The organism is Lacticaseibacillus porcinae, from assembly GCF_003946305.1.
GTDB lineage: Bacteria > Bacillota > Bacilli > Lactobacillales > Lactobacillaceae > Lacticaseibacillus > Lacticaseibacillus porcinae.
This window is the reverse complement of the sequence record NZ_RHNS01000002.1, coordinates 1-22,496: the sequence shown is the minus strand read 5'-3', so window position 1 is coordinate 22,496 and position 22,496 is coordinate 1. Positions and strand designations below refer to the sequence as shown.

18 protein-coding genes are annotated in these 22,496 nt (G+C 47.1%); 7 read left to right on the top strand and 11 right to left on the bottom strand.

All coding sequences use genetic code 11. The features are described from left to right. Positions 1-6: 6 nt before the first annotated feature. The 5 genes from EKM92_RS02405 to ezrA all read right to left on the bottom strand — a co-directional run bounded on the left by EKM92_RS02405 (position 7) and on the right by ezrA (position 6,600). Positions 7-1,131 (bottom strand): DUF916 domain-containing protein, encoded by a 1,125-nt coding sequence (locus EKM92_RS02405; RefSeq protein WP_125707529.1) that lies wholly within the window; start codon positions 1,129-1,131, stop codon positions 7-9. Positions 1,132-1,140: 9 nt separating this feature from the next. Next, positions 1,141-1,722 carry a hypothetical protein gene (locus EKM92_RS02400; protein ID WP_125707527.1) on the bottom strand — a complete coding sequence of 194 codons (582 nt, stop codon included), beginning with the start codon at positions 1,720-1,722 and terminating at the stop codon, positions 1,141-1,143. A gap of 244 nt (positions 1,723-1,966) precedes the next feature. Further along, positions 1,967-3,184 carry a tRNA uracil 4-sulfurtransferase ThiI gene (gene thiI, locus EKM92_RS02395; RefSeq protein ID WP_125707525.1) on the bottom strand — a complete coding sequence of 406 codons (1,218 nt, stop codon included), beginning with the start codon at positions 3,182-3,184 and terminating at the stop codon, positions 1,967-1,969. Between the two features lie 24 nt (positions 3,185-3,208). Next, the gene (locus EKM92_RS02390) at positions 3,209-4,363 is read right to left on the bottom strand and encodes a cysteine desulfurase family protein (protein WP_125707523.1); all 1,155 of its coding nucleotides are present in this window, start codon (positions 4,361-4,363) and stop codon (positions 3,209-3,211) included. Between the two features lie 533 nt (positions 4,364-4,896). Next, complete coding sequence (gene ezrA, locus EKM92_RS02385) at positions 4,897-6,600, bottom strand: septation ring formation regulator EzrA (RefSeq protein WP_125707521.1); 1,704 nt, start codon at positions 6,598-6,600, stop codon at positions 4,897-4,899. Between the two features lie 188 nt (positions 6,601-6,788). Here ezrA and EKM92_RS02380 point away from each other — a divergent pair, with 188 nt between their 5' ends. After that, positions 6,789-7,271 carry a GAF domain-containing protein gene (locus tag EKM92_RS02380; RefSeq protein WP_125707519.1) on the top strand — a complete coding sequence of 161 codons (483 nt, stop codon included), beginning with the start codon at positions 6,789-6,791 and terminating at the stop codon, positions 7,269-7,271. Between the two features lie 170 nt (positions 7,272-7,441). Next, positions 7,442-8,053 (top strand): 30S ribosomal protein S4, encoded by a 612-nt coding sequence (rpsD, locus tag EKM92_RS02375; protein ID WP_125707517.1) that lies wholly within the window; start codon positions 7,442-7,444, stop codon positions 8,051-8,053. 618 nt (positions 8,054-8,671) lie between these two features. Here rpsD and EKM92_RS02370 read toward each other — a convergent pair. Further along, a complete protein-coding gene (locus tag EKM92_RS02370) occupies positions 8,672-10,837 on the bottom strand; it encodes a Tex family protein (RefSeq protein ID WP_125707515.1) in 2,166 nt (721 codons plus the stop codon). 173 nt (positions 10,838-11,010) lie between these two features. Further along, on the bottom strand, positions 11,011-12,129 hold the full coding sequence (locus EKM92_RS02365) for a GGDEF domain-containing protein (protein WP_125707513.1): 1,119 nt from the start codon (positions 12,127-12,129) through the stop codon (positions 11,011-11,013). A 230-nt stretch (positions 12,130-12,359) separates the two neighbouring features. Here EKM92_RS02365 and EKM92_RS02360 point away from each other — a divergent pair, with 230 nt between their 5' ends. Beyond that, positions 12,360-13,772 carry an ABC transporter substrate-binding protein/permease gene (locus EKM92_RS02360; protein ID WP_225420710.1) on the top strand — a complete coding sequence of 471 codons (1,413 nt, stop codon included), beginning with the start codon at positions 12,360-12,362 and terminating at the stop codon, positions 13,770-13,772. Between the two features lie 249 nt (positions 13,773-14,021). Here EKM92_RS02360 and EKM92_RS02355 read toward each other — a convergent pair whose 3' ends face one another. Next, positions 14,022-14,945 (bottom strand): LysR family transcriptional regulator, encoded by a 924-nt coding sequence (locus EKM92_RS02355; protein ID WP_125707509.1) that lies wholly within the window; start codon positions 14,943-14,945, stop codon positions 14,022-14,024. Between the two features lie 118 nt (positions 14,946-15,063). On the opposite strand from EKM92_RS02355, the gene EKM92_RS02350 reads away from it, so the two are divergent. Then, a complete protein-coding gene (locus EKM92_RS02350) occupies positions 15,064-16,212 on the top strand; it encodes a cobalamin-independent methionine synthase II family protein (RefSeq protein ID WP_125707507.1) in 1,149 nt (382 codons plus the stop codon). Positions 16,213-16,332: 120 nt separating this feature from the next. Here EKM92_RS02350 and EKM92_RS02345 read toward each other — a convergent pair whose 3' ends face one another. Continuing rightward, positions 16,333-17,103 (bottom strand): alpha/beta hydrolase, encoded by a 771-nt coding sequence (locus EKM92_RS02345; protein ID WP_125707505.1) that lies wholly within the window; start codon positions 17,101-17,103, stop codon positions 16,333-16,335. Between the two features lie 171 nt (positions 17,104-17,274). Between EKM92_RS02345 and EKM92_RS02340 the strand changes: the two genes are divergently transcribed. From EKM92_RS02340 to EKM92_RS02330, 3 genes are all read left to right on the top strand, one after another. Further along, positions 17,275-18,645, top strand: coding sequence for an NAD-dependent succinate-semialdehyde dehydrogenase (locus tag EKM92_RS02340; protein WP_125707503.1), 1,371 nt, complete (start codon positions 17,275-17,277; stop codon positions 18,643-18,645). Between the two features lie 270 nt (positions 18,646-18,915). Continuing rightward, complete coding sequence (locus EKM92_RS02335; protein WP_125707501.1) at positions 18,916-19,533, top strand: HAD family hydrolase; 618 nt, start codon at positions 18,916-18,918, stop codon at positions 19,531-19,533. Beyond that, a complete protein-coding gene (locus tag EKM92_RS02330) occupies positions 19,530-20,624 on the top strand; it encodes an aminotransferase class V-fold PLP-dependent enzyme (protein WP_125707499.1) in 1,095 nt (364 codons plus the stop codon). Before EKM92_RS02335 ends, EKM92_RS02330 begins: the two co-directional genes overlap by 4 nt. On the opposite strand, the gene EKM92_RS02325 is transcribed toward EKM92_RS02330, so the two are convergent. Both EKM92_RS02325 and EKM92_RS02320 read right to left on the bottom strand, forming a co-directional pair. Next, entirely contained in the window at positions 20,605-21,423 is an 819-nt protein-coding gene (locus EKM92_RS02325; protein ID WP_125707497.1) for a DUF368 domain-containing protein, read from the bottom strand. The two genes, EKM92_RS02330 and EKM92_RS02325, sit on opposite strands and share 20 nt — an antisense overlap. Before the next feature lie 47 nt (positions 21,424-21,470). Beyond that, complete coding sequence (locus EKM92_RS02320; RefSeq protein ID WP_125707495.1) at positions 21,471-22,406, bottom strand: LacI family DNA-binding transcriptional regulator; 936 nt, start codon at positions 22,404-22,406, stop codon at positions 21,471-21,473. Between the last annotated feature and the right edge of the window lie 90 nt (positions 22,407-22,496).

The following is a 22,496-nucleotide window of genomic DNA, read 5'->3' as shown; positions in this document are numbered from 1 at the left end:
CTTTCGTTATTTGTCTGTGTGGTTTTTCAGTTCCGCGACTTGTTTTTCAAGGTCTGCGAGTTTTTGGGCAGATTTCTTGCGACGGGTGAAAATCACGATCAATAAGAAAATGATCAACACTAACAAGACGATACCGACGACGATGGCGATGATGTAAGCCTTTGGCATACCGCTGTGAACCTTAGCGGCAGCTTTGGTGAGTTTGTCAGCTTTGGCTTGTGTGATTTTAACTGTTTTATTGGTTGTCGTGCGGTACTGATAGTGATTGCCGTGACCATCGGCGTAAGTCCCAGTCGCAGACTTCCCCCAATAAGCGGTAGTCGTCACTTGATAGTTTCCCGCTGTGACCTGCGTGCCTAACGCCATGGCTTGATACAGCTTAGAGTTTGGTGCCATTTGGGCATCTGCCAACCGTAAAGTCTTGGTTTTACCGCTTGGGGTTTTAATGGTGGTGATGGTTTCGATATGATTGGCAAACGCCGCATTGGTGTTTCGCACCATTGCGCGGATCTGGTTACCTTGCTTCGTACGACTCGATGTCACGCCACCAATTTCAAGTTTTGGTGCGAGGATATCATTTGAGTTACGCGCCAGCACCGCAACGGTGTATGCATACTTGCTGACCACGCCGAGTTTGCCAGACGTTGAACTTGATTGATTAGCCGGCGTGAACACTAGTCCCCCGACCATTACACCAGAAAAACTGGTGCTTGGCATTGTTAAGGTTGCCGTATAAGTGGCACTACCTTTTGCCGGCACCGTGATCGACTTGCTGCCTTGTACAGCGTCACTGATTTTATGTGGCAGCGTGTTATCAGGGGTATTGGAGCCGCCAGTGTAGTCGACGATCCCGGAATCACTGGAAGTCGCTGTTGTCGCTTGGACGTCAACTTTGATCGCACTGCTGGTTGAGTTGGTCAACTTCACTTGCAGAGGTGTTGCTTGTCCAGCCTTTAACAACAAATCAAAATACGACACATTTTTATCGCGTTGATAAGTTGATTGCACTGGTTGAACGCCAAGTGCGGCGTTAGATGCGGCATGAACCGGTTGTGTGATTGCGAGTCCAAATACTACAAAAAGCAGCGCAATCATGAGCTGCTTTAAGGACATGTTTTTATTCTTTTTCATTTGATTTTATTATTCACCAATTGAAGAGGAATCAGCGTTGTCGTCAGGCGTGTTGTTCAGGTTCCAAGTGATCGTGTTGGTATAGGAGTCAGCCTTCAACAACGTGTTTGCTTTAATTTTCAAACCATATTTTAAATCCGTTGCAAATGTAGGGCTTTTGCTGGTGCCAACATTGCCAGATGCGACAGTAACAGGAGTACCAGCAATTAAAGTGTGATCATTGACAGTCAACGTTGAGGCATTATCACTGTCCAACGCACTGTCGCCGAACCCAGACTCATTAGCAGTCAAGTGCCAATCAAGGTTATCACCTAAGAAATCAGTGATAGTCGTATCGTTTTTCTTAGTTTGGGTATCACCATAGTTCCCTGCATAAACAGTTGCTACGTCAGTTGAAGTAAAATCAACATCGCTAGGTTTCGTGTAGGTCAACGTGCCAGCACCGACTGTCAAGTTAGCCTTAGTATCACTGGTCGTGCCGGCTGCGGTCGTCGTATCAGTCGTATCGGCATGCACATTCACGCTTGTCGCGGTAATTGCTAAACCTAAAACAGTGGCACTCATCATCAAACCTGCAATAACTTTTTTCATGGGAAAAATTCCACCTTTCACAATTAACGTTCACTCGATATGTTACTTACATTTTCTACTATAAAGATTATTTCGAAAAACCACAATAAGAAAACCATTAGAATGCATTGCGTGGAATAAAAAAAGCCTCGGTTATCGAGACTTTTTGTATCGCTATTAGATAATCATACATGAATAACGATTACACCTGCATAAAGCGCCATTTTCATGCATTAAGTTGTATACAATCTTTTTTCAGTTTTTTCTATAATAATTCTGAAATCACGTCTTGCTCGGCATTCATAAACTCATCAGAGCTGCGGATCTCAGTGATTTCGATGCCATCCATGGCACGTTGCAATAACCCATCAATGTCGAGTTTGCTTTCATAGTAACGGGACTTATCCAAGTTTGGCTTGGTTTTTGGACGCGGTGGCGCAAAAATCGTGCAGCAGTCTTCAAATGGCATGATCGATAAATCATAGGTATCGATATCTTCTGCCACTTTGATGATTTCATTTTTATCCATAGTTGCCACTGGCCGTAAAATTGGCATCGTGGTCACATCATTGATCGCCACCATCGATTCCAAGGTTTGGCTGGCCACTTGACCAACGGATTCCCCATTGAAAATCGCCAAGGCATGGCGTTTATGGGCGATCATGTCCGCTAACCGTAACATGAAGCGGCGTTGAATGGTCATTAAGTACCCTTCTGGCACACCAGCTTTAACGGTTTCTTGGATCTCAGTAAATGGCACTTGGATAAATTTGATACTGCCGACATAAGGCGTCAACTTCGCCGTCAATTGCTTGGCTTTAGCCAATGCATTGTCAGAAGTATATGGTGGGGAGAAGAAATGCACCATTTCGATATCCACCCCACGCTTTAACGCAAGATATCCAGCAACTGGGGAATCGATCCCACCAGAAAGCATCAAGACTGCTTTACCAGCAGAGCCGACTGGTAAGCCACCAGCACCTTGAATGGTGGTGGTGGACAAATAAATGGCTTCGCGGCGGACTTCAACGCGCAAAGTGACATCAGGATGCTTCATTTGCGCTTTGAGATCTGGGCGTTCTTCAGTTAATAAATCACCAATATCAAGGTTCATGCCGTTGGTGTCGAGTTCAAAAGTGTGATCAGACCGCTTCGTGGCAACTTTGAATGTGGAACCTGCTGGTGCGGTTTCCTTCATTAGTTCCAACACTTTTTCATGGACCAACGTCATGTCTTTAGGCACTTTGACTGATGGAGAGAAGTTTTGGATCCCAAAGACTTGTTGCAAGCGGTCCATCACCCCTTGGGAGTCCTCGCCGTTGAGTTCGATGTGCAAACGATCGCGCTTAGGCCGAATGGTGAGGCCTGGGTATTCATGCAAAGCTTTAGTAATGTTGCCGTTCAAACGGCCGATGAAGGCGCTGCGGTTTTTGCCTTTAGTGGACAATTCGCCATAGCGCACCATGATCATGTCGTATTGCATAAAAATTCCTTTCTATTTCAAAAACTATTCTTTTGGCATTAATTTTTCAAACTGCTTGTAGATCTTATCAAAAGCAGCATTAAATTCGTCGGCTTCAGCCAAGGTGTTGTTTTCATCTAAACTGACGCGAATCGCACTAGTGGCCAAATGTGGATCGGCGTGCATCGCCGCAAGCGTTGACGATTCGGTGCCTTTTTTCGATGAACATGCACTGGTTGTAGAGATGTAGATCTGATATTGCTCAAAGGCATGGACAATGGTTTCTCCACGGACGCCGCGAATTGCAAAACATAAAATATGCGGTGCGAAGTCTGGGGCTAATTCAGAAAACAGATGCACATTCGGGAATTGTTGGACGTGTTCGGCGATTCGCTGACGAATTGCCGCTTGCTTTTTAACATTGCCAGCTTCATCTTCCAAATGCAACCGCAACGCCTTAGCCATCGCCGCCACTGCAGGTGTGTTTTCAGTGCCTGAGCGCAAGTTTTGTTCTTGGCCACCGCCAGTCATTAACGGTGCAATGTGTTTGCCTTCTTTGGCATAGATAAACCCAGTACCACGAGGGGCGTGGAACTTGTGGCCAGAGAAGGTGATGAAGTCGATGCGCGGATTACGCAACGATTTCATCAACCCTTTGCCGATGGCTTGCACAGCATCCACGTGAAAATGCACGGTCGGATAATCTTTTAAGATATCAGCGACCGCATCGATCGGCTGCATGGCCCCGACTTCATTGTTGACCGCCATCACCGACACTAAAATGGTATCATCGCGCAACGCCGCCTTTAAATCATCTGGATTGATGAACCCGCGATGATCGACAGGCAAATAAGTCACGTCAAAGCCTAAGCTTTCCAGTTGTTTCATTGAGTTAATGATCGCTGGATGTTCAACTTGGGTGGTGATCAAATGTTTGCCAAATGGTCGCTTTTCGATCGCAGTCCCTTTAACGACCCAGTTGTCACCTTCTGTCCCACCAGAAGTGAAAAAGATCTCATCAGGTTTAGCTTGGATCAAATCCGCGATTTGTTTACGTGCACCTTCAAGCATTTGATACGCTTTATCGCCTAGTGCGTGTAAGGAACTTGGGTTGCCAGCAAAGTTTTGAGAAACTTTGTTATAAGTGTCCAACGCCGCAGGATCGATTTTGGTGGTTGCGGAGTTATCAAAATAAATCATCAGTTGCCATTCCCTTTCAAATTGTAAGTTGCTGTTTGCGATTATAACATAGTATTTATGGCTTGTGCCACTGTTTGCCATAAGTCATGCCACACGATCGATGTGCGGCATCGTGAGTGTGAATTTGGTCTTCATCATTAGGCTTCCAGCACGAAAACCTGAGGCCTCCAACAAAAGGCGTTCCCGTGTGGTTCATCAGCCTAGATATCCAATCACCGTAGACGTCACGTGGTTCGTAGCCATCAGGTGACAGCGGCTAGCGCAGTGGAAGTGATTTGAAATTGGGACGGAAGCTGGCCGTCGGTGCGTGGTGAGATTCTCGTTAGCGGTTTACCGCTTACGAGAAACCGCAGGGAAAGATCCACTTGAAACGGAGCGTAGCGACGGAGCAAGTTAGCTTTCCTGAGGACCCTCACTACGCACCGACGAGCCAGCTGGAGTCCCAGTTTCAAATCACTGAAACGAAGCTATCCCGCTGGCGCCTGCAATGTCCAAACAAAAACCGAGACGTCAGGCGACATCTCGGTATGCACTTAAAACAGTGCGGCGGATTGAGACTTCAAATAATCGTTTTCAACTTTTTGGTAAGCGCCAGGTTCAACTTTTTCTAGGGCTGATGCGATCACGTCAGCGGCTTGAGAATAGTTGTAATGTTGATACAAGTCTTTGGCTTGCGTCACTGCAGATTCAACTTCCGCATGGGTGGTTTTATAACGGTTGGCATATTGCAACAGTTGTTCGCACATCCCAGCAGAATCCACGACGGTGCGGCTTTGATCTTTCAGTTGATCGATGTCTTCGCCGATTTTGATCAATGACTTGGCGATGTCATCCAAGTTGATCTTGACTTGATTCAAATCGTTTTCCAATTGTTTCAGTTCTTTGGTCACCACATTGAAAAAGTCTAAATACGGCCGCGGTAACCCTGGCAACTGATGTCGCGAAACTTCATATTTGATGTCACGCACAGCATTGGCGAAATCTTCTGCCGAAGCCACTGCTTGATGTTCCCGTGCTTGCAAATCAGAAACGCCAGCGTTGATGGCTTGGTGTTGGGTTTCGATGGCGTGTAAGTCGTTGCGGGTTTGATTGTAGAAACTCAACACTTCTGAATAAATCGCAGTGTTGTCTTGGATCTGATGTTGGGAATCGGTGAAGCTTTCGGCGATGCCATCAAGTTGATCGCGTAAGCTTTCAGCAGTTTGTTCTTCGTTGTGCGTCAAGGTGTAGGACTGATTGAGATGATCGAGTTCTAATAACAAGGTGTGGTTTTGCTTTTGGGCATGGGCGATGAACTGGCGCAAGTCACCGGTTTGTTGTTGCACTGCAGTTTTAGCATTCAGTTCTTTTTCCATGGTGGCATATAAACCATCGATGTTTTCTGCTGTGGCCGCCACATTGTCTGCCAGATCATCGACTTTTAGATCAGTGATTTGATCATGCGCCAACTTCACTGCAGCTTGGGCGTCAGCGATGCCAGCAGGCACATCTTGAGTGAAGACGAAATGTTGCGCCGCCAGTTCGTGGAAACCTGAATCGAGTTCTTCAAGTTGGCCTGGGAATTCATTGACCACCGTGTTGACGAGCTTTGGCAAGCGCGCAACTTCATCTTGAAGGGTGGACACTGACACAGTCAAGCCGTCCATTTGTTCAGAAGCTGCGGCATGGTCTCCTGATTCTGAAACTGTAGCCACTTCATGTAAACGGGTCGCAATGGTTTGCAACTCTGCTTCCAAAGCTGGCAACGCCGTATCAAAGGCATAAGATTTCGCCAAAATGGTTTTCCGCGCCGTTTGGTAATCACTTCGCAAGGTCTTGAGTTGGTCGCGTACGGCAACTTCTGCCGTTTGAATGGCAGTTAACGACTTTTTGATTTTCGTCAATTTGGCGTCAGCGTCAATGATCGCCGCTTGAATCGCTTGTTGCGATTGGCGGACTTTGACGAATTGGAATTGTTTGTTTTCCAAGTCCACATCTAACAGTGCCGTTTGCAAACCGGCGAGTTCATTTTCCACGACATGTTGGTAGTCGCGTTGAGACTTGGTGAACGCCCGCAACGATTCGCCTGCCAACCCAAGATTGGCGATGGTACGGATCAATCCGCGCAATTCGCCATTATCGACTTTCTCCACTTCTTGATCCAGCTGATGTAACTTGCTGGCATTGAAGCGTTGTAATCCCCAAATGCCGCCAACGATGACGACCACTACGATTAACACAACGATTATCCACATCATTTTCCAAAACACCTTCCACGATCACTGAAATCCGCATTGCAAAATTGCCATTTGTTCACTATACTTCAGTAAGCCTGTCATGCGGTTTCATGTCCTTAGTTCATAGTATCTCAAAAACTGTGAAAACTTGAAACCTTTTATAGGAAAATAACCGCATCTGACGCAAATTTGTAAAGGAAGGTCCCAATATGTCCACTCTTGATCCCATTTTAGTCGCCCAAGTCGACGCCTTGCTCGATAATGAACCCAATCCCATCACTGTTTTAAGCAATGCCTCAGCATTGATCAATGCGGCGATGACTGATTTAAACTGGTGTGGCTTTTATTTTTACAGCGAAAAAACCGGTACTTTAGACCTTGGTCCCTTCCAAGGTCAAGTTGCTTGCACGCATATTCAGCCAGGATCCGGCGTGGTCGGCACCGCTTATCAAAACGATGCGCCGATGATCGTGCCTAATGTCCATGAATTCGCAGGTCATATCGCTTGTGACGCCGCTTCTAACTCTGAAGTAGTGGTGCCGATTCATGTTGACGGGAAGTTGATCGGGATCTTAGATATCGACTCCCCATTACTTGACCGCTTTTCTCAAGCTGATCAAGCTGTTTTAGTCGATGCCGTCGCCGCCCTTGCAAAACATCTTGACGCGCAAGCCTTGGCTTTGGTATACTAGTCCGCGAGTAATTTAATGCAGCAGTGAATGGCATGGTCGGCTCCAGTTTTGCAACCTATTGGTATGTTAAGTAACCGCGGCTGCGCAATGGTGAAAGACTTAGCGAAACTGTCCGTGTGCTGAGTTCACACATTAACTTACTCCAAACAAAATTTTTGGAGGAATTCAATATGTCTCGTTATACTGGCCCTCGCTGGAAACAATCTCGCCGTCTTGGCTTGTCTCTTTCCGGCACCGGTAAAGAATTAGCTCGTCGTCCTTATGCCCCTGGTGATCACGGTGCCAACAACCGCCGTAAGGTCTCCGAATACGGCCAACAACTTCGCGAAAAGCAGAAGCTTCGTTGGATGTACGGCTTGAACGAACGCCAATTCCGTAACTTATTCGTTCGCGCCGGCAAGATCTCCGAAGGTACTCATGGTGAAAACTTCATGATCCTTTTGGAAACTCGTTTGGATAACTTGGTATTCCGCTTAGGCTTGGCAACTACTCGCCCACAAGCTCGCCAATTAGTTAACCACGGTCATATCTTGGTCGACGGCAAACGCGTTGATATTCCTTCTTACGAAGTTAAGCCTGGCCAAGTAATTGGCTTGCGCGAACGCTCCCAAAACTTGGTTATCGTTAACGAAGCCATCGAAGCAACGGTTTCCCGTCCTGCTTACGTGACCTTCGACGATAACAAGAAGGAAGGTTCCCTTGTTCGCTTACCTCAACGTGACGAACTCGAACCAGAAGTCGACGAAGCTCTTGTCGTTGAATACTACAACCAAATTCTGTAATTTTTATTATAATATTTGGTTATCAAAAGCTTTATGCCTTTGGCATAAAGCTTTTTTTGTGTCATGAAATCAGCGTACAAGCCCTTGCAAGCAAGGATTTTATTTGAACGCACAACAAATCCACGAAACAGCATTCTGCTTCGTGGATCTGCGGCTTTTATGCCATTCAATTACGTGTCTACAGTTCAAACAATATCAAGGACGTTGCTGCGGGCCTTGGCTTATTAGACCTCAACCACGTTCGTTGCTAATCGGCTTTGCACTGCCTTTGGCAAACAGACGTCGCCTTGCGTCTCACGTCACCGTGAGGGCACTACTCCCGGCTGTAACTGGTTTGAGTCCACGACTAGGACCCTTCAGTACCGGCACTTTGGAACTGGAGATCTAGCAGCGCTCGACAGTTAAGCCCAGATGCTACGGGATGGTCTCCGAGAGTTTAGCGGGCACTTCCACCCGTCGCGAAGTGGTACGGGTGACCTGCGCTAAGCCACTCACTCCTCATAGAATTCGACATCATGATAACGCCTTCATAAATTAATGTCAAGTATTTTTTGTAACCGATCTCAAAAAGTTTTTTCCGAGCAAAAAAGCCTCGTTTTTCAACGAGACTTCTAGCGATTATTTGGGGTCGATCATCGTTAATTGGATCCGTTCACGCTTCATATCAACCGATTCGATCCACACATCGACAATGTCGCCGACTGCAACCACAGTTTTCGGATCTTTGACGAAATGCGTCGCCATCCGCGTCACATGCACCAAGCCATCATGCTTCACGCCGATGTCAACAAACGCGCCAAAGTCAACCACATTGCGCACTGTCCCTTGTAACTTCATCCCCGGCACCAAGTCCGCCATGGTCAACACATCTTTGCGCAATAACGGTTGCGGCAACGCATCCCGCATATCGCGCCCAGGGTTTTCTAAACTAGAGACGATGTCATTCAAGGTTTCTGTCCCGACTTTATCCGTTACTAACGGTGCCACGTCAACGGCTTGCACCTTGGCGATCATTGTCGACGTCCCTAATTCACCAGCGGAAACCCCTGCTTGTTGCAAAATTTGTTTCGCGACTGGATAACTTTCTGGGTGAATATCCGTGTTATCCAAGGCATTCGATCCATTGATGATCCGCAAGAAACCGACGGCTTGCTCATAAGCTTTAGGGCCGAGCCGTGGGACTTTCAATAATTGTCGACGATTGTCATAACTACCGTTTTCATTGCGATAAGCGACAATATTTTCAGCGATTGTTTTATTCAAACCAGAGATCCGCGTCAACAATTGCGCAGAACCAGTATTGACGTTGACGCCGACGCGATTGACTGCGCGTTCGACGACAGCATCAACTTCTGAGTCCAAGTCTTTAGCCGGCAGATCATGTTGATACTGCCCGACACCCACAGCTTCTGGATCGATTTTCACCAGTTCTGCCAAAGGATCTTGCAACCGCCGCGCAATCGAAATCGCCGAACGCTGTTCCACATGGAGATCAGGAAATTCATCACGGGCGACTTGGCTGGCAGAATATACTGAGGCGCCAGCTTCATTGACGATCGCATAATAAATGTCGCGTGGGATGTCGTGTAAGACGTTGGCGACAAATTGTTCAGATTCGCGACTGGCAGTCCCATTGCCGATGGAGATCATCGTCACCTGACATTTCTCAAGCAGCGCTTTAAATTCGCCAGCAGCGGCATTGCGCTTGGCTTGTGGCGCCGGCTTATGGGGATAGATCACCGCTTTGGCTAAGAACTTCCCGTTTTCATCAACCACTGCGAGTTTGCACCCGGTACGATACGCCGGATCAAAACCTAATACCACTTTGCCTTTGACTGGCGCTTGCATCAACAAATTGTATAAGTTTTGGCCAAAAACATCGATGGATTGCGCGTTTGCTTGATCGGTCAACTCATTGCGCAACTCCCGTTCAATGGCAGGGCCGATGAACCGTTTGTAGGCTTCACGGTAAGCATTGGCGACAAATGCAGTGGCTTCATTCTCTTTGTGGTGACCGATCAGTCGTTCATGAAAATGCTTGTCGATCGGCACGTCGTCAACGACGATTTTAACGGATAAGATCTTGGCTTTTTCACCGCGGTTGATCGCCAAAGTCCGAGTTGCCGAAATGTGGCGCACACTGATTTCCGTATCATAAAATTGCTTGTAAACTTGCTTTTCATCTAAGGCTTCCGCTTTTGGTCGGAGCTTGGTTTTCAACTTCCCAGTGCGTTGGGTAAAATTGCGGATCCAATGGCGATAAATGGTGATTTCACTGAATTTTTCCGCTAAGATCTCAGTGGCCCCAGCCAACGCCGCATCGACAGTTTTCACATCTTTTTTGACATAGTGACGGGCTTGATCTGCGAGTTTTCCGTCAGGCAGTTTCAAGATCCACCGCGCTAAAGGTTCTAATCCTTGAGCTTTAGCGAGAGTGGCTTTGGTTTGACGTTTTTGTTTGTAAGGTAAATACAAGTCTTCCACTTCAGGAAGTTTCGTCGCCGCTTGGATCTCTGCTTTTAATTTCGGGGTCAGTTGATGCAGCTCATCAATGGCTTTGATCACTGCAAGTTTGCGTTCTTGCAAGGCGGTCACCCGTTTAAAACTCGTTTCAATCGCTTGAATTTGCACTTCATCCAAACTGCCGGTCATTTCTTTGCGGTACCGCGCAATGAAAGGCACCGTATTACCAGCATCCATCAAATCTAAAACCGTTTTAACTTGGTGGGTACTGATACCGTTAAGGTCTGGTTGCATTAATTGAAGCATTTGCGTATCGATCATGATCATTCCTTTACAAGGCGTTTGCCACCAGAAACTCGCACTGGCGTGAATTCATTATACCATCTCCTGCAATTTTCACTGGTCAAAAACCAAGAACTGCTGCTGTGACTACTGAACCGAAACCTGGATATAAAAAACGCTGAATCAGTGGCATCACCCACTGATTCAGCATTTTACGAAGCGGTTCTGGTTTGCACCACTTGATTGCGACCACTATGTTTGGCAGCATACAAGTTGATGTCAGTTTTTTCGATAAAGTCTTTTAACACCACTTGGGCATCTTTGATCGATGAGATCCCAGCAGAAATCGTCAGCCGCAGTTGCGGATTCTCTCGCAATACCACTAGGTGCTTCAACCGTTCAAAATAATCATCGATTGCCTGACGCGCTTGATCATCGCTTAGGCCATAGATCAACACACTGAACTCTTCACCACCAGTGCGATACACTGCGGCGTAATATTCCATCGGGATAAAATAACTTTCCACATCCCGGGCGAAATTGATCAGCGCTTCATCCCCAATCAAATGACCATAAGTGTCATTGATGGCTTTGAAGTGGTCGATATCCATCATCACCAAATGCAAGTTGTCGCCGTCAGATTCAGCGAGTTTGCTTTGAAACCAACCATAATCTTTGCGAAACAGTGATAAGCTCCGCACGCCAGTCAACTCATCGTGATTGTTGCCATAAGTGAGTTTTTTGGTTTGTTTGCGGCGGTAGCGCAACAAGCGATCATATAAATCTGCCAACCCCAGCAATAAAATGAAGACGATCCCGACATCGACTGCTTGCCAAGTCGGATAATGATGGACGATTTGAGTCACCCACCACAAAGCGACAGACATTAAGCCAGTAAACAGAAAATACCGCCAATGCTTAGCGGTGACCCATTGTTGGTACACATTGATCAATTCTAAGCCACTAAACACCACAGCCAAGCCGATCATGTCGACCACGTTGAACCCCCACCATGGGTAGTAACACAAGTACACGCCCACCAACATCAACACATGGATCTTGGGATTTTTAATGCGGGTGGCGACATAGATCAATGCCCCATTGCGTAAAACCGACGCCGTGATCGCGCTGGTGGTATCAAAATGCCGCAAAACTGCAACCAACGCTAACACCAACCACAAGTATGCGGCTAATAGCGTCGCTGCAGACACCTCTTGTTTGAATATCCGCTGAATCGCTTCTGGGCCAAGAGTGGCAATAATGTCGACGCTACCGACAAAACCGATCATAAAAAAGAACATCCAAAATGCTTCGTTGATAACAATTGCCATCTAGCTCAACCTTTGTCGTTAATTTTCACACCCTTTTAATATACCGCGAAACCGAGGTAAAAACGACATTTTTTTCAACTTTTCTTCAATATAAATGGACGTGTCCAAAAACCTCACACCAACGCTTTACAAGCTAGACCACTTTCACTATTCTATAACTATTGTGTTTTCAGGAAATGGAGTCCCTTATGAAAAAATCTGCTTTCATCACCGCAATTATCGCCTTTTTCATGGCTTGCGCTTGGTTTGCCCCACAACCGACCCACGCTGCTGAAAAGTCCTATACCTTCTATACTGACGACACTTATGCGCCTTTTGAATTTGCCAATAAGCAAAACAAATATGTCGGCATCGACATTGACTTGATCCACGCCATTGCCAAAGCCGAACACTTCAAAGTCACCGTCAAAGCAGTCGGGTTCAATGCCGCAGTTCAAGCCTTGGAAGCCAAACAAATCGATGGCGTGATCGCTGGGATGACCATCACCCCAGAACGCTCGGCAAAATTTGACATGTCCAAGCCTTATTATCCTACCGGTCCTGTCGCCGCAGTGAAAAAAGGTTCCGACATCAAATCATTAAAAGATTTGCGCGGCAAACGCGTCGCCATTAAAACTGGGACTGCCGCCGCAGATTACGCCAATTCCATTAAGGCAAAATATGGCTTCACCACCGTCACTTTCGATGATTCCAACAACATGTATCAAGATGTGGTGACCGGCAACTCTGTGGCCTGCTTCGATGATCAACCCGTGTTGCAATATGCCATCGCCACCGGCATTCAACTCCATATCGTCGCCAAACCAGCAACTGTCAAATATTATGGCATCGCCGTTAACAAAGGCCGCTCAGATCATTTGATCGACAAGCTCAACGCCGGGATCACCAAAGTCAAACAATCTGGCGAATACGATAAAATCGTCGCCAAATATTTAGGCAACGGCACCGTCGCTTCGCAGAAAAAGAAAAATGCCAAAACCCAAGAATCTGATCGCAGCTTCTTTGGGTTGTTGAAAGAAAACTGGTCCACCTTAATGAATGGCTTAGGTGAAACGTTACTGTTGACCTTAGTTGGTATTATTTGCGCCACGGTGTTAGGGGTGTTGATCGGGTTGCTTGGGGTAATGCCTGATCACTTCGCTCAAGGCGTCGCCACGACCTTCATTTATGTTTTCCGCGGCTTGCCGCTGCTGGTGCTCGCGTTATTTGTTTACACCGGCGTGCCGAGTTTAACTGGCACCAAGATCCCGGCATTTGTCGCTGGGATCATCACCTTAAGTTTAAACGAAGGCGCGTATACCGCAGCGTTTGTTCGCGGTGGCATCAATGCCGTGGCGCCAGGTCAAATGGAAGCCGCACGCAGCCTAGGGATGCCTTGGACCAAAGCGATGCGCCGCGTGATCTTACCGCAAGGCATTAAGATCATGGTCCCAAGTTTCATCAACCAGTTCATCATCACTTTAAAAGACACCTCAATTTTAAGTGTGATCGGATTGCTCGAACTCACTCAAACTGGGAAGATCATCATCGCTCGCAACATGGAAGGCTTTAAGATCTGGACGATGGTGGCGTTGATCTACTTGATCATCATCACCGCGTTGACTTGGTTGAGTCAATGGGTCCAAAAGAAAATGAACGCTTAACGCAAACATCCTCCTTGCTGATCTGCAAAGAGGATGTTTTTTATTGGGTCAGTTGCAACGCAACACCTGTGGCTTTGGCGAGTTTTTCGACGAGGGTTTCACCTGACTTCAAACTGGCATTGTCGTCAGTCAACACAGCGATGGTGCAGCTTTGATCGCCGCTGCCTAAGTGACCGATCGAATTGACGAGCCAGGTGTTGTCAGCATTTAACCGCCAACCATTTTTCAGAAGAAAATGTGAACTGCCAGTTAATCAGCCACATCAAACCCATAATGGCGAATATGCTCTTTTAATAATTCCAAATACCGCGTCGCTGTGGGACTCAGTTCGATTTTTTTATGCCGCAAAAAACCTAAAGTGATCGGATCATCGACATCTAACGGGATGGCAACAATTTTTTCATCGTTTAAATCACTGGAAATGATTCCACTGGAAATCGTGTACCCATCAAGCCCGACCATTAAGTTAAAAATCGTCGCCCGATCTGATACTTGCACATGTTTGGCATGCGGCAACGTGCTTTGAATTTCTTCGGCAAAATAAAAGGAATTCGTATCCCCTTGCTCATAAGATAAGTAAGGATAATCTTCCAAATCTGCCAGCGACAAATGTGATTTCGCTGTTAACGGATTGTCACGGCCGACAAACACATGCGGCTGGGCGACAAACAATGGTGTGAAGGTCAGATCTTTTTCCGCGATCAATCGCGTCATCACAGTTTGATTGAACCCGTTTAGATAGGTGACGCCAAGTTCACTTTTATTGGTTTGAATGTCATCGAGTACCCCTTGCGTTTGGGTCTCCCGCAAAGTGAAATTATATTCTGAGCCGCCAATTTCTTTGACCAACGCCACAAACGCGTTCACCACAAAGGCATAATGTTGCGCCGATACTGAGAATTGTTGCTTGCGGACCGTATCTTGGCGGAAATGTTCATCTAATAAATTCACTTGATCAAGTACCCCGCGCCCATAGTTGAGAAACTCGCGGCCGCCATCAGTCAAGGTGATCCCAGCTTTGGAGCGATAAAATAATTGTAAGTGATATTCTTTTTCCAGTTCCTTCATTGCTTGTGACAAAGATGGTTGTGAAATAAATAACCGCTTGGCTGCTTCGTTGATCGAGCCAGTTTCGGCGATCGCTTCTAAATATTGTAATTGTTGAATCCGCATTGGCCATGCCTCCGTTATAGTTATTGCCTATTATATCATTAAAGAATCAAGTATTATCTATTTTTCAATGAAGTGGTTATGATGAATTCATCAATTAATTCATTCGGAGGACATCCACATGACCCAATCTCGTTTTCAAATCGTCGGCTCTTTGTTACGACCAGCATCACTGCTTGCTTACAAAGATCAAATCGAACATCGCGACGACATTCAATATCCTTTCTATACTGACTTTGACGGGTATCAAGCTGAAGAAACCCGCGCTATCAAGCAAGTCGTCGCGGAAGAAAAAGCGCACGGCGTCGATGTGATCACTGATGGTGAATATTCCAAATCCATGTGGCATCTAGATTTCTTATGGGGCTTTCAAGGCATCAAACGCACCATCGCAGCTCATGGTTATCGCTTTGAGGATCATGACGGCGGCGACTTTGAAACGCGCAAAGACATCGGCATTGAGATCACTTCCCCGTTGTCTGGGAAAAATCATCACTTCATCGACATTTTCAAACAACTTAAAGCCCTAGCTGGTGATGCCAAAGTTAAAACAACCGTTTGGGGCGCCGCTCATGCGTACACTGAATTGTCATTTTTCGATCATTTATACGGCGAAGGTCAAGTGTATCCAACGACTGAGGCGTTAAAAGCAGGCTTGATTCAAGCGTACAAAGAGTTTTTAGATGATTACAAAGCTGCTGGTGGTGAAATTGTCCAATTTGATGATTGCTTATGGGAATTATTCGCCGAAGACAACGAGTCTAGTTTCTTCGCCAATGGCAACGACGGCATTGAAGCCTTAGCGGATGAATTCGTCGCCATTAATAATGCGGTATGTGATTATGGTCACAGCCTCGGGTTAAAAGTCTGGACGCACAACTGCCGCGGCAACTATGCTTCTCGCCATGCGGCTGGTGGCTCTTATGAAGCAATTGCCACGAAATTCTTAGGCGATCAACATTACGATCGTTTCTTCTTGGAATGGGACGATGAACGCGCCGGTGACCTCGCTGCACTCAACGCGTTGAAAGCCCGCCCTGAAGTCGAAGTGGTCTTAGGGTTGCTGAGTTCTAAAACTGCAGCCCTCGACGACGAAGCCCGCGCCTTGCGACTACTCAATCAAGCCGCTGAGATCTTGCCAAAAGACCACTTATACTTGTCCCATCAATGCGGCTTTGCTTCTTGTGACGGCGGCAACGAATTAACTGCTGCGCAACAATGGGCTAAAATCGATCAAGGCCGCGCTTTAGCAGAAAAATTCTGGCACTAAACGACCGTTTTTGAACACTAATTCCTAAGTTTACATTGTTGAACTTTAACCAAACCTCATATCGCTCATTGCCATTTAAAAAGGCCTTGATGATCACCCAACGATCATCAAGGTCTTTTGTTATCCAAAAGTGACTGAAAGCCAGTCCAAAAATAACTGCGGCCAACTCGTCGCATGCGCCACGCCATCATCGGCGTTGACCCAAGCTGTGCCGAGACTCATGCCATGACGGCCATGAGGAAACAAATGAAATTCAACCTCAACGCCTGCTTGTTGCAAAGCTTCGACAAACAACAAACTATTCATTGCTGGCACCGTTTGATCATCCGCAGTGGTCCAAATAAAAGTCGGTGGTGTTTGCGTCGTCACTAACGATTCCAAACTTTGCGACTGTGAATCTTGATCACCTAACAAATTCGTGAATGATTCTCGATGGGCAAACTTGCCACTGGTGATCACCGGATAAGCTAACATCATGCCATCTGGCCGGATCACGACAGGATCATAGTCTTCAAGCACTGGTTGTTGATACTGAGTGCCTAATGATGCAGCTAGATGTCCCCCTGCTGAAAAGCCGGCAACAAAAATTTCTGTTAATTGCCAGGCGCCGGCATGCGCGCGCACGATCGTCATGGCTTCCGCTAATTGCCGCAACGCTGCAGGATATCGGATTGGCGCGACGGCATAGTCGAGCACAAACGCCGCCATGCCTTGAGCAACAAAGGTCAACGCAACTGGTTCACCTTCTCGCGGTGACACCATCGCATATCCGCCACCTGGACAAATGATCACGGCTTGGCGGGGTTTTGCGACCACTAGATCGGGTAAATAAGCTGTCAAAGTAGCCACTGGCGCATGTTTTGGGTGAAGTGAAATTGATTTGATCTGCAAAACGCCACCTCCAAATACCATTTACTTTAATGTACGCCACCCATCTTCAGAAGTAAAACGAGACGTCGATTCAGTCAATTTACGGCATTTTAAGTAAAGTGTCCGTTTATTTTGTCAATTTGTGCGCTATAATGGTTTTGTAATCGCAAACAACAAGGAGGACCACCAAAAATGGCTTATCAAACAATCAACCCTTATACCAATGAACTTGTTCATACTTTTCCCAATGCCACAGACGCTGAACTAGAAGCAGCGTTGCAAACTGGTGATACCCTTTATCACACTTGGCGCGATCAAGATCCGGCCAGCCGTCAACCAGTATTGCACCAATTAGCGCAACTGCTACGTCAACAAAAACGCGATCTGGCCACGATCATCACCACTGAAATGGGGAAGCTTTTACCTGAAGCTGAAGCTGAAGTCGACTTATGTGCCGATATTGCCGAATATTATGCGCAACATGGTGCTGAATTTTTGAAACCGACTGCCTTGCCAACTGCATTAGGGGATGCTTATTATGTCAAGCAAGCCATGGGTGTGTTGGTGATGGTCGAACCATGGAACTTCCCATATTATCAAATCATGCGGGTATTTGCGCCAAACTATGTCGTCGGCAACCCCATGATCTTGAAACACGCCTCCAGCACCCCAGCTTGTGCGCAAGCCTTTGCTGATTTGGTGATCAAAGCCGGAGCGCCTGCAGGTGCGTTGACTAATTTATTTATTAATTACCAACAAGTCGGCCAAGCCATTGCTGATCCCCGAGTCGCCGGCGTGGCGTTAACAGGTTCTGAACGCGGAGGTGCCGCCGTCGCCCAAGAAGCCGGTGCCGCATTGAAGCAATCCACCATGGAACTTGGTGGCAATGATGCCTTTTTGATTTTAGATGATGCGGATATGGATCAAGTCAAAGCCATCGCCCCACAAGCACGGCTGTTTAACGCCGGTCAAGTTTGCTCTGCCTCCAAGCGTTTCATTGTCACTGCTAAGCATTACGATGAATTCGTGGCTTACATGAAAGCTGAATTTGCGAAAATGCGCCCAGGCGATCCGATGTCACCTGACACCACCTTGGCACCATTATCTTCTGCCAGTGCCAAAACGAAACTGGTTGCGCAAATTGATGCGGCCATTAAAGCTGGGGCTAAACGCATCATCGGTGATACACCAGTTGATGAACCCGGACAATTCGTTCCTGCGACGATTTTAACGGACATCACCAAAGACAATCCAGCTTATGATCAAGAAATGTTTGGACCTGTTGCGGCGATTTATCGCGTTGAAAACGACGATGAAGCCCTCGCCTTGGCCAATGACTCCAGTTTTGGTTTAGGGTCCGCAGTATTTTCAAGCGACCCAGAACATGCTAAAGCCGTTGCTGAACAAATCGAAGCCGGTATGACCACGATCAACCGCGCTTGGATCACTGCGCCTGAATTGCCATTTGGTGGCGTCAAGCATTCAGGTTATGGCCGTGAATTGTACAAGCTCGGGCTCAATGCCTTTGTGAACAACCATATGGTGCTCGCGACAAAAGGCTAGATTTTTCATTACAGTGTGAACAATTTTCTGAAAATTATCTGCAACATTGCCAATTCATGGTAAGCTTAACCAGTGGTATTCATCAACCACATTGTGAATTCGTCATCTCATGCGGCGAGATCGACCAACCATCGATCTCGTTTTATTATGAGGCATTACAAATAATATTTACACTCATACACCAAAGCCCTACCGAATCGATACATTCGGCAGGGCTTTTTTTTACATTCAAGTTTTATGCTTGACCCATCTCAATTAAAGAGGTGTGCCATGATCAAAGCCGTGATTTTAAATTGGAGTGGGACCTTAAGTGATTACGGTGGCCGTGGCCGTCAAGCCTGGTATCAAGCCGCAGGTGAAAATCCTGCGCAACTTGCGAGGTATTGGCCCCATTATGCTAAAACCATCACCACGTTCAACCCTGGCGTGTTATCGTTACTTCAATTTCTCAAGTTAAACCACATACCCTTTGCGACTGTTACGCAAGAGTCTTCACTGGTGTTAGCAGACCTAGTGAATGCCTTGGCCATCTATCACCTGATGCCACCAGTTAACGTGGCTGAGGCGTCCGCACCAGAAGCTTTGAAACACGCATTATCGCAACTGCATGTGGCAGATGACACACAAGTGCTCGGGGTATTTGACGCGGCTGACTGGCTACAAGCTGCAACCATGGCCCGTCTCAATACCGTTGGGATGGTGGTTGGTAGTCGAATGATCGGCCTTTCAACAGTCGCTTGGAAAAATTTAACTGTCACTGATCAAAAACACTGGATCCGTCGCATTCGCACCCGTTTTACGCAACTTGGCGTCGAAAATACGCTCGACAATGCACAGACTTTACAGCAATTGATCCAACAACTGAAACCATTAGAGGTACGCAGATGAATGATTTATTATTTCTGTCCCCAGAGATCAGTAATACCACACCAGGGGTGAAAATGGCCATGCAAACCGACCTTAACCCGAATAGTAGCGCTTTTCGCGCCATCAGTACCCACTTGATCCAAGGCTTACTCCAAATTGCTGATGTGGACCCTCATGAGTTTGCTTGCGTGTTGTTGCCAGGTGATGACGCCATGATCCTTGAAGCCACCTTGCAAACTGTGATCCCCAACCAACATGCACGGGTCTTAATTGCTGTGAGTGGTCGATCAGACACGAAAATTGTTGAATTATTAGAGACCTTGAACATTCCACATGACGTGGTGGTCACGCCACAATCACAAGCAATCGATCAAAAAATGATCCGCCAACACATCAAACAAACACCAACGATCACCCATTTTATCATGAGTCATCAAGATGCCACAGTCGGCGTCTTACATCCTTTGGCGCCATTGATGACGGACCTGCATCTTGCTGGCATCACGACAATTTTAGATGCTCGGGCAACATTCGGTGGCATCCCGATCGATTGTGACACCTTAGGGATCGATTATTTGATTACGGTATTTCATCATGCCTTACATAGTGTCCCAGGTTTTGGTGCGGTGATCGCTCGCCGTCAAAAAATTGCCCAAACTGCTGATCAAAGTCACAGTGTGAGCCTTGATTTGTTTGCGCAACTGGCATTTATGGAATTGTCTGGTGGTGCTTGGCGACATGGTGCGCCGACCCAAAGTGTGATTGCCGCCGACTGTGCCATTGCCACGCTCCAAGCTCATGGCGGCGTGATCAAACGCTATCAGCATTTTCGCCAACTGCAACACACACTCGCTAGCGGCATGACAACGCTTGGCTTTGAACCGTTATGTCCACCATTTTGGCAATCACCGTTGATGACGGCATTTGCTTATCCCAACACCCATTTTGACTTTGATGATTTTGCCCAAGCATTACGGCTGCGCGGTTTTGAAATTGCGCCTGGCATCACCCAGTGCCCAAGTTTTCGCGTGGCCACCAGCGGATCAGTTGATCTCAGCGAACTAAACGCCTTCTTAGCTGCAGTCAAACAAATTAGACAGGGACATGTTTAGCTTCTAAGTTGCTCATCCATGCCCCTAACCAAATGCCAAACGCCATCCCGACCACTGACCATATCACCAAACTCAGGGAATAAGTCGCAGTTAGCGGTGCGATCATCACGGTACTTGCGATCACCACCCCTAAAATGATGTGAAACAACATCGCATACCACTTCGCAAATGCCCAATTGATCACTTTCGCTAAGCTGGCCAAACACAACAACCCGCCGATGGCCACTGGGATCATCACCCCAAAGTCCACTTCGCGGATCCCCACTGCCATCGGGGTATACAATCCGAGATATACTAAGAAATTAGACGGACTTAACCCTGGCACCAAGACCCCAAGGGCGATCAACGCCCCAGCGATCATCCAAGTCCCAAAGTTTTGGGGGACACTGCCAGAAAAATGTTGTGCGCCTTGTTGCAGTAAAAATAAAGCGATCAGCGCCACAACGGCCATCACGAACACATGCTTTTTCGTGCGGCCAGACAGCCCAGCTTGTTGCCACAATGGCTTAGCAGTGCCGACGATACAACCGACAAACAGCCATAATATCGGCGTTTCATAGGCGCCAAGCACAAAGGCGACCACAAACGATAAGGCAAAAACGCCGGCGATCGCACCAAAGCCGACTGGTAAAAAGAATTTCACATCTGTTTTAAATTGTTTGAAAGGATGGGCTAAAAAGGCGATCATCCGCGTGTATAATCCAAATACCGCCGCTAATGCACCGCCTGAAACGCCAGGTAAAATAAAGCCTGACCCAATGAAAATGCCTTTGAGGAAGCGGAATAACCATGATTGCATAGTGGTTGTTTCTCCTGATCTTAGGTTTTCTTTTTAGTATACCATGTTTAACCGCGGGAAATGAACGTCGACGCCACTTGATGTTGCCCAGATAACTCGCCTACTGCTAACCGCAGTGCCAACTCTCCCACCACCCGAAAATGATGATCGATTGTCGGAATGTCGAGCAGTTGACTGGATAATTGATTTTCTTGACCGACGATTAACGGCACGGTTAAGTGATGTTCACGATAATATTGGACTGCGCCTGCCGCAATATCATCCCCATTTGAGAAAATGGCATCGACTTGCTGTGCAACCAGTTTTTGTGCCGCTTGATAGCCATCAGCATTGTTCATCACATCAAGCACTTGGCGTTTTGCTGGGAGCGGATGGCCAAAGACTTGTTGATAGGCTTTGAGCATCGCTTGGCTAGTGGCGGAACGTTTTGCGGTACGCGGCAGAAACATCCCGATTTTTTGGGCACCATGGTCTTTAAGCCACTGACAGCCTTCCACATAAGTTTCGCCACGATCCGTAAAGGCAGCATTGATCGATACCGACCCTGGATCATGACACACCACCACCACACCGGCTTGGGTATAAGGCAAGATCTCCGCTAAAGGCAAGGCATGGGAGGTAAAAATCAACGCATCATAAGCCTTCATCCGCAGTTGTTCCAAATAGTCAGCTTCAATGGCTTGATCATATTGCGAAGGTAACAACATCACCCGGTACCCACGGGCAAACGCCGCTCGAGTGATACTGTTCGTCAAGCTCGTGAAATAAGGATGATCGCGCATCGGCGTCACCACGCCGATGGTCATGGTATGGCCTGCTGAAAGATCACGGGCCATGGCATTCGGGACGTAATCCAATTGCCGCACCACTTTCATCACCGCAGCTTTCGCGTCATCAGAAACATACGGCCGCCCATTGATCACCCGCGAAACCGTCGCGACTGAAAAGCCACTCAACCTTGCAATATCATGAATATTTGCCATCCCGTTGCCTCCAAGTCAAAAACCACCCGTTAAACGGGTGGCTTGCTCTGGGGCTATAAGCCCCCGTTACCGGCAGCGTCTCAAGGCGCT

Bases quoted from the DNA above. Each gene is read 5' to 3' on its own strand.
- EKM92_RS02405 (WP_125707529.1), bottom strand. From the start codon at position 1,131: ATGAAAAAGAATAAAAACATGTCCTTAAAGCAGCTCATGATTGCGCTG.
- EKM92_RS02400 (WP_125707527.1), bottom strand. From the start codon at position 1,722: ATGAAAAAAGTTATTGCAGGTTTGATGATGAGTGCCACTGTTTTAGGT.
- thiI (WP_125707525.1), bottom strand. From the start codon at position 3,184: ATGCAATACGACATGATCATGGTGCGCTATGGCGAATTGTCCACTAAA.
- EKM92_RS02390 (WP_125707523.1), bottom strand. From the start codon at position 4,363: ATGATTTATTTTGATAACTCCGCAACCACCAAAATCGATCCTGCGGCG.
- ezrA (WP_125707521.1), bottom strand. From the start codon at position 6,600: ATGATGTGGATAATCGTTGTGTTAATCGTAGTGGTCGTCATCGTTGGC.
- EKM92_RS02380 (WP_125707519.1), top strand. From the start codon at position 6,789: ATGTCCACTCTTGATCCCATTTTAGTCGCCCAAGTCGACGCCTTGCTC.
- rpsD (WP_125707517.1), top strand. From the start codon at position 7,442: ATGTCTCGTTATACTGGCCCTCGCTGGAAACAATCTCGCCGTCTTGGC.
- EKM92_RS02370 (WP_125707515.1), bottom strand. From the start codon at position 10,837: ATGATCGATACGCAAATGCTTCAATTAATGCAACCAGACCTTAACGGT.
- EKM92_RS02365 (WP_125707513.1), bottom strand. From the start codon at position 12,129: ATGGCAATTGTTATCAACGAAGCATTTTGGATGTTCTTTTTTATGATC.
- EKM92_RS02360 (WP_225420710.1), top strand. From the start codon at position 12,360: ATGGCTTGCGCTTGGTTTGCCCCACAACCGACCCACGCTGCTGAAAAG.
- EKM92_RS02355 (WP_125707509.1), bottom strand. From the start codon at position 14,945: ATGCGGATTCAACAATTACAATATTTAGAAGCGATCGCCGAAACTGGC.
- EKM92_RS02350 (WP_125707507.1), top strand. From the start codon at position 15,064: ATGACCCAATCTCGTTTTCAAATCGTCGGCTCTTTGTTACGACCAGCA.
- EKM92_RS02340 (WP_125707503.1), top strand. From the start codon at position 17,275: ATGGCTTATCAAACAATCAACCCTTATACCAATGAACTTGTTCATACT.
- EKM92_RS02335 (WP_125707501.1), top strand. From the start codon at position 18,916: ATGATCAAAGCCGTGATTTTAAATTGGAGTGGGACCTTAAGTGATTAC.
- EKM92_RS02330 (WP_125707499.1), top strand. From the start codon at position 19,530: ATGAATGATTTATTATTTCTGTCCCCAGAGATCAGTAATACCACACCA.
- EKM92_RS02325 (WP_125707497.1), bottom strand. From the start codon at position 21,423: ATGCAATCATGGTTATTCCGCTTCCTCAAAGGCATTTTCATTGGGTCA.
- EKM92_RS02320 (WP_125707495.1), bottom strand. From the start codon at position 22,406: ATGGCAAATATTCATGATATTGCAAGGTTGAGTGGCTTTTCAGTCGCG.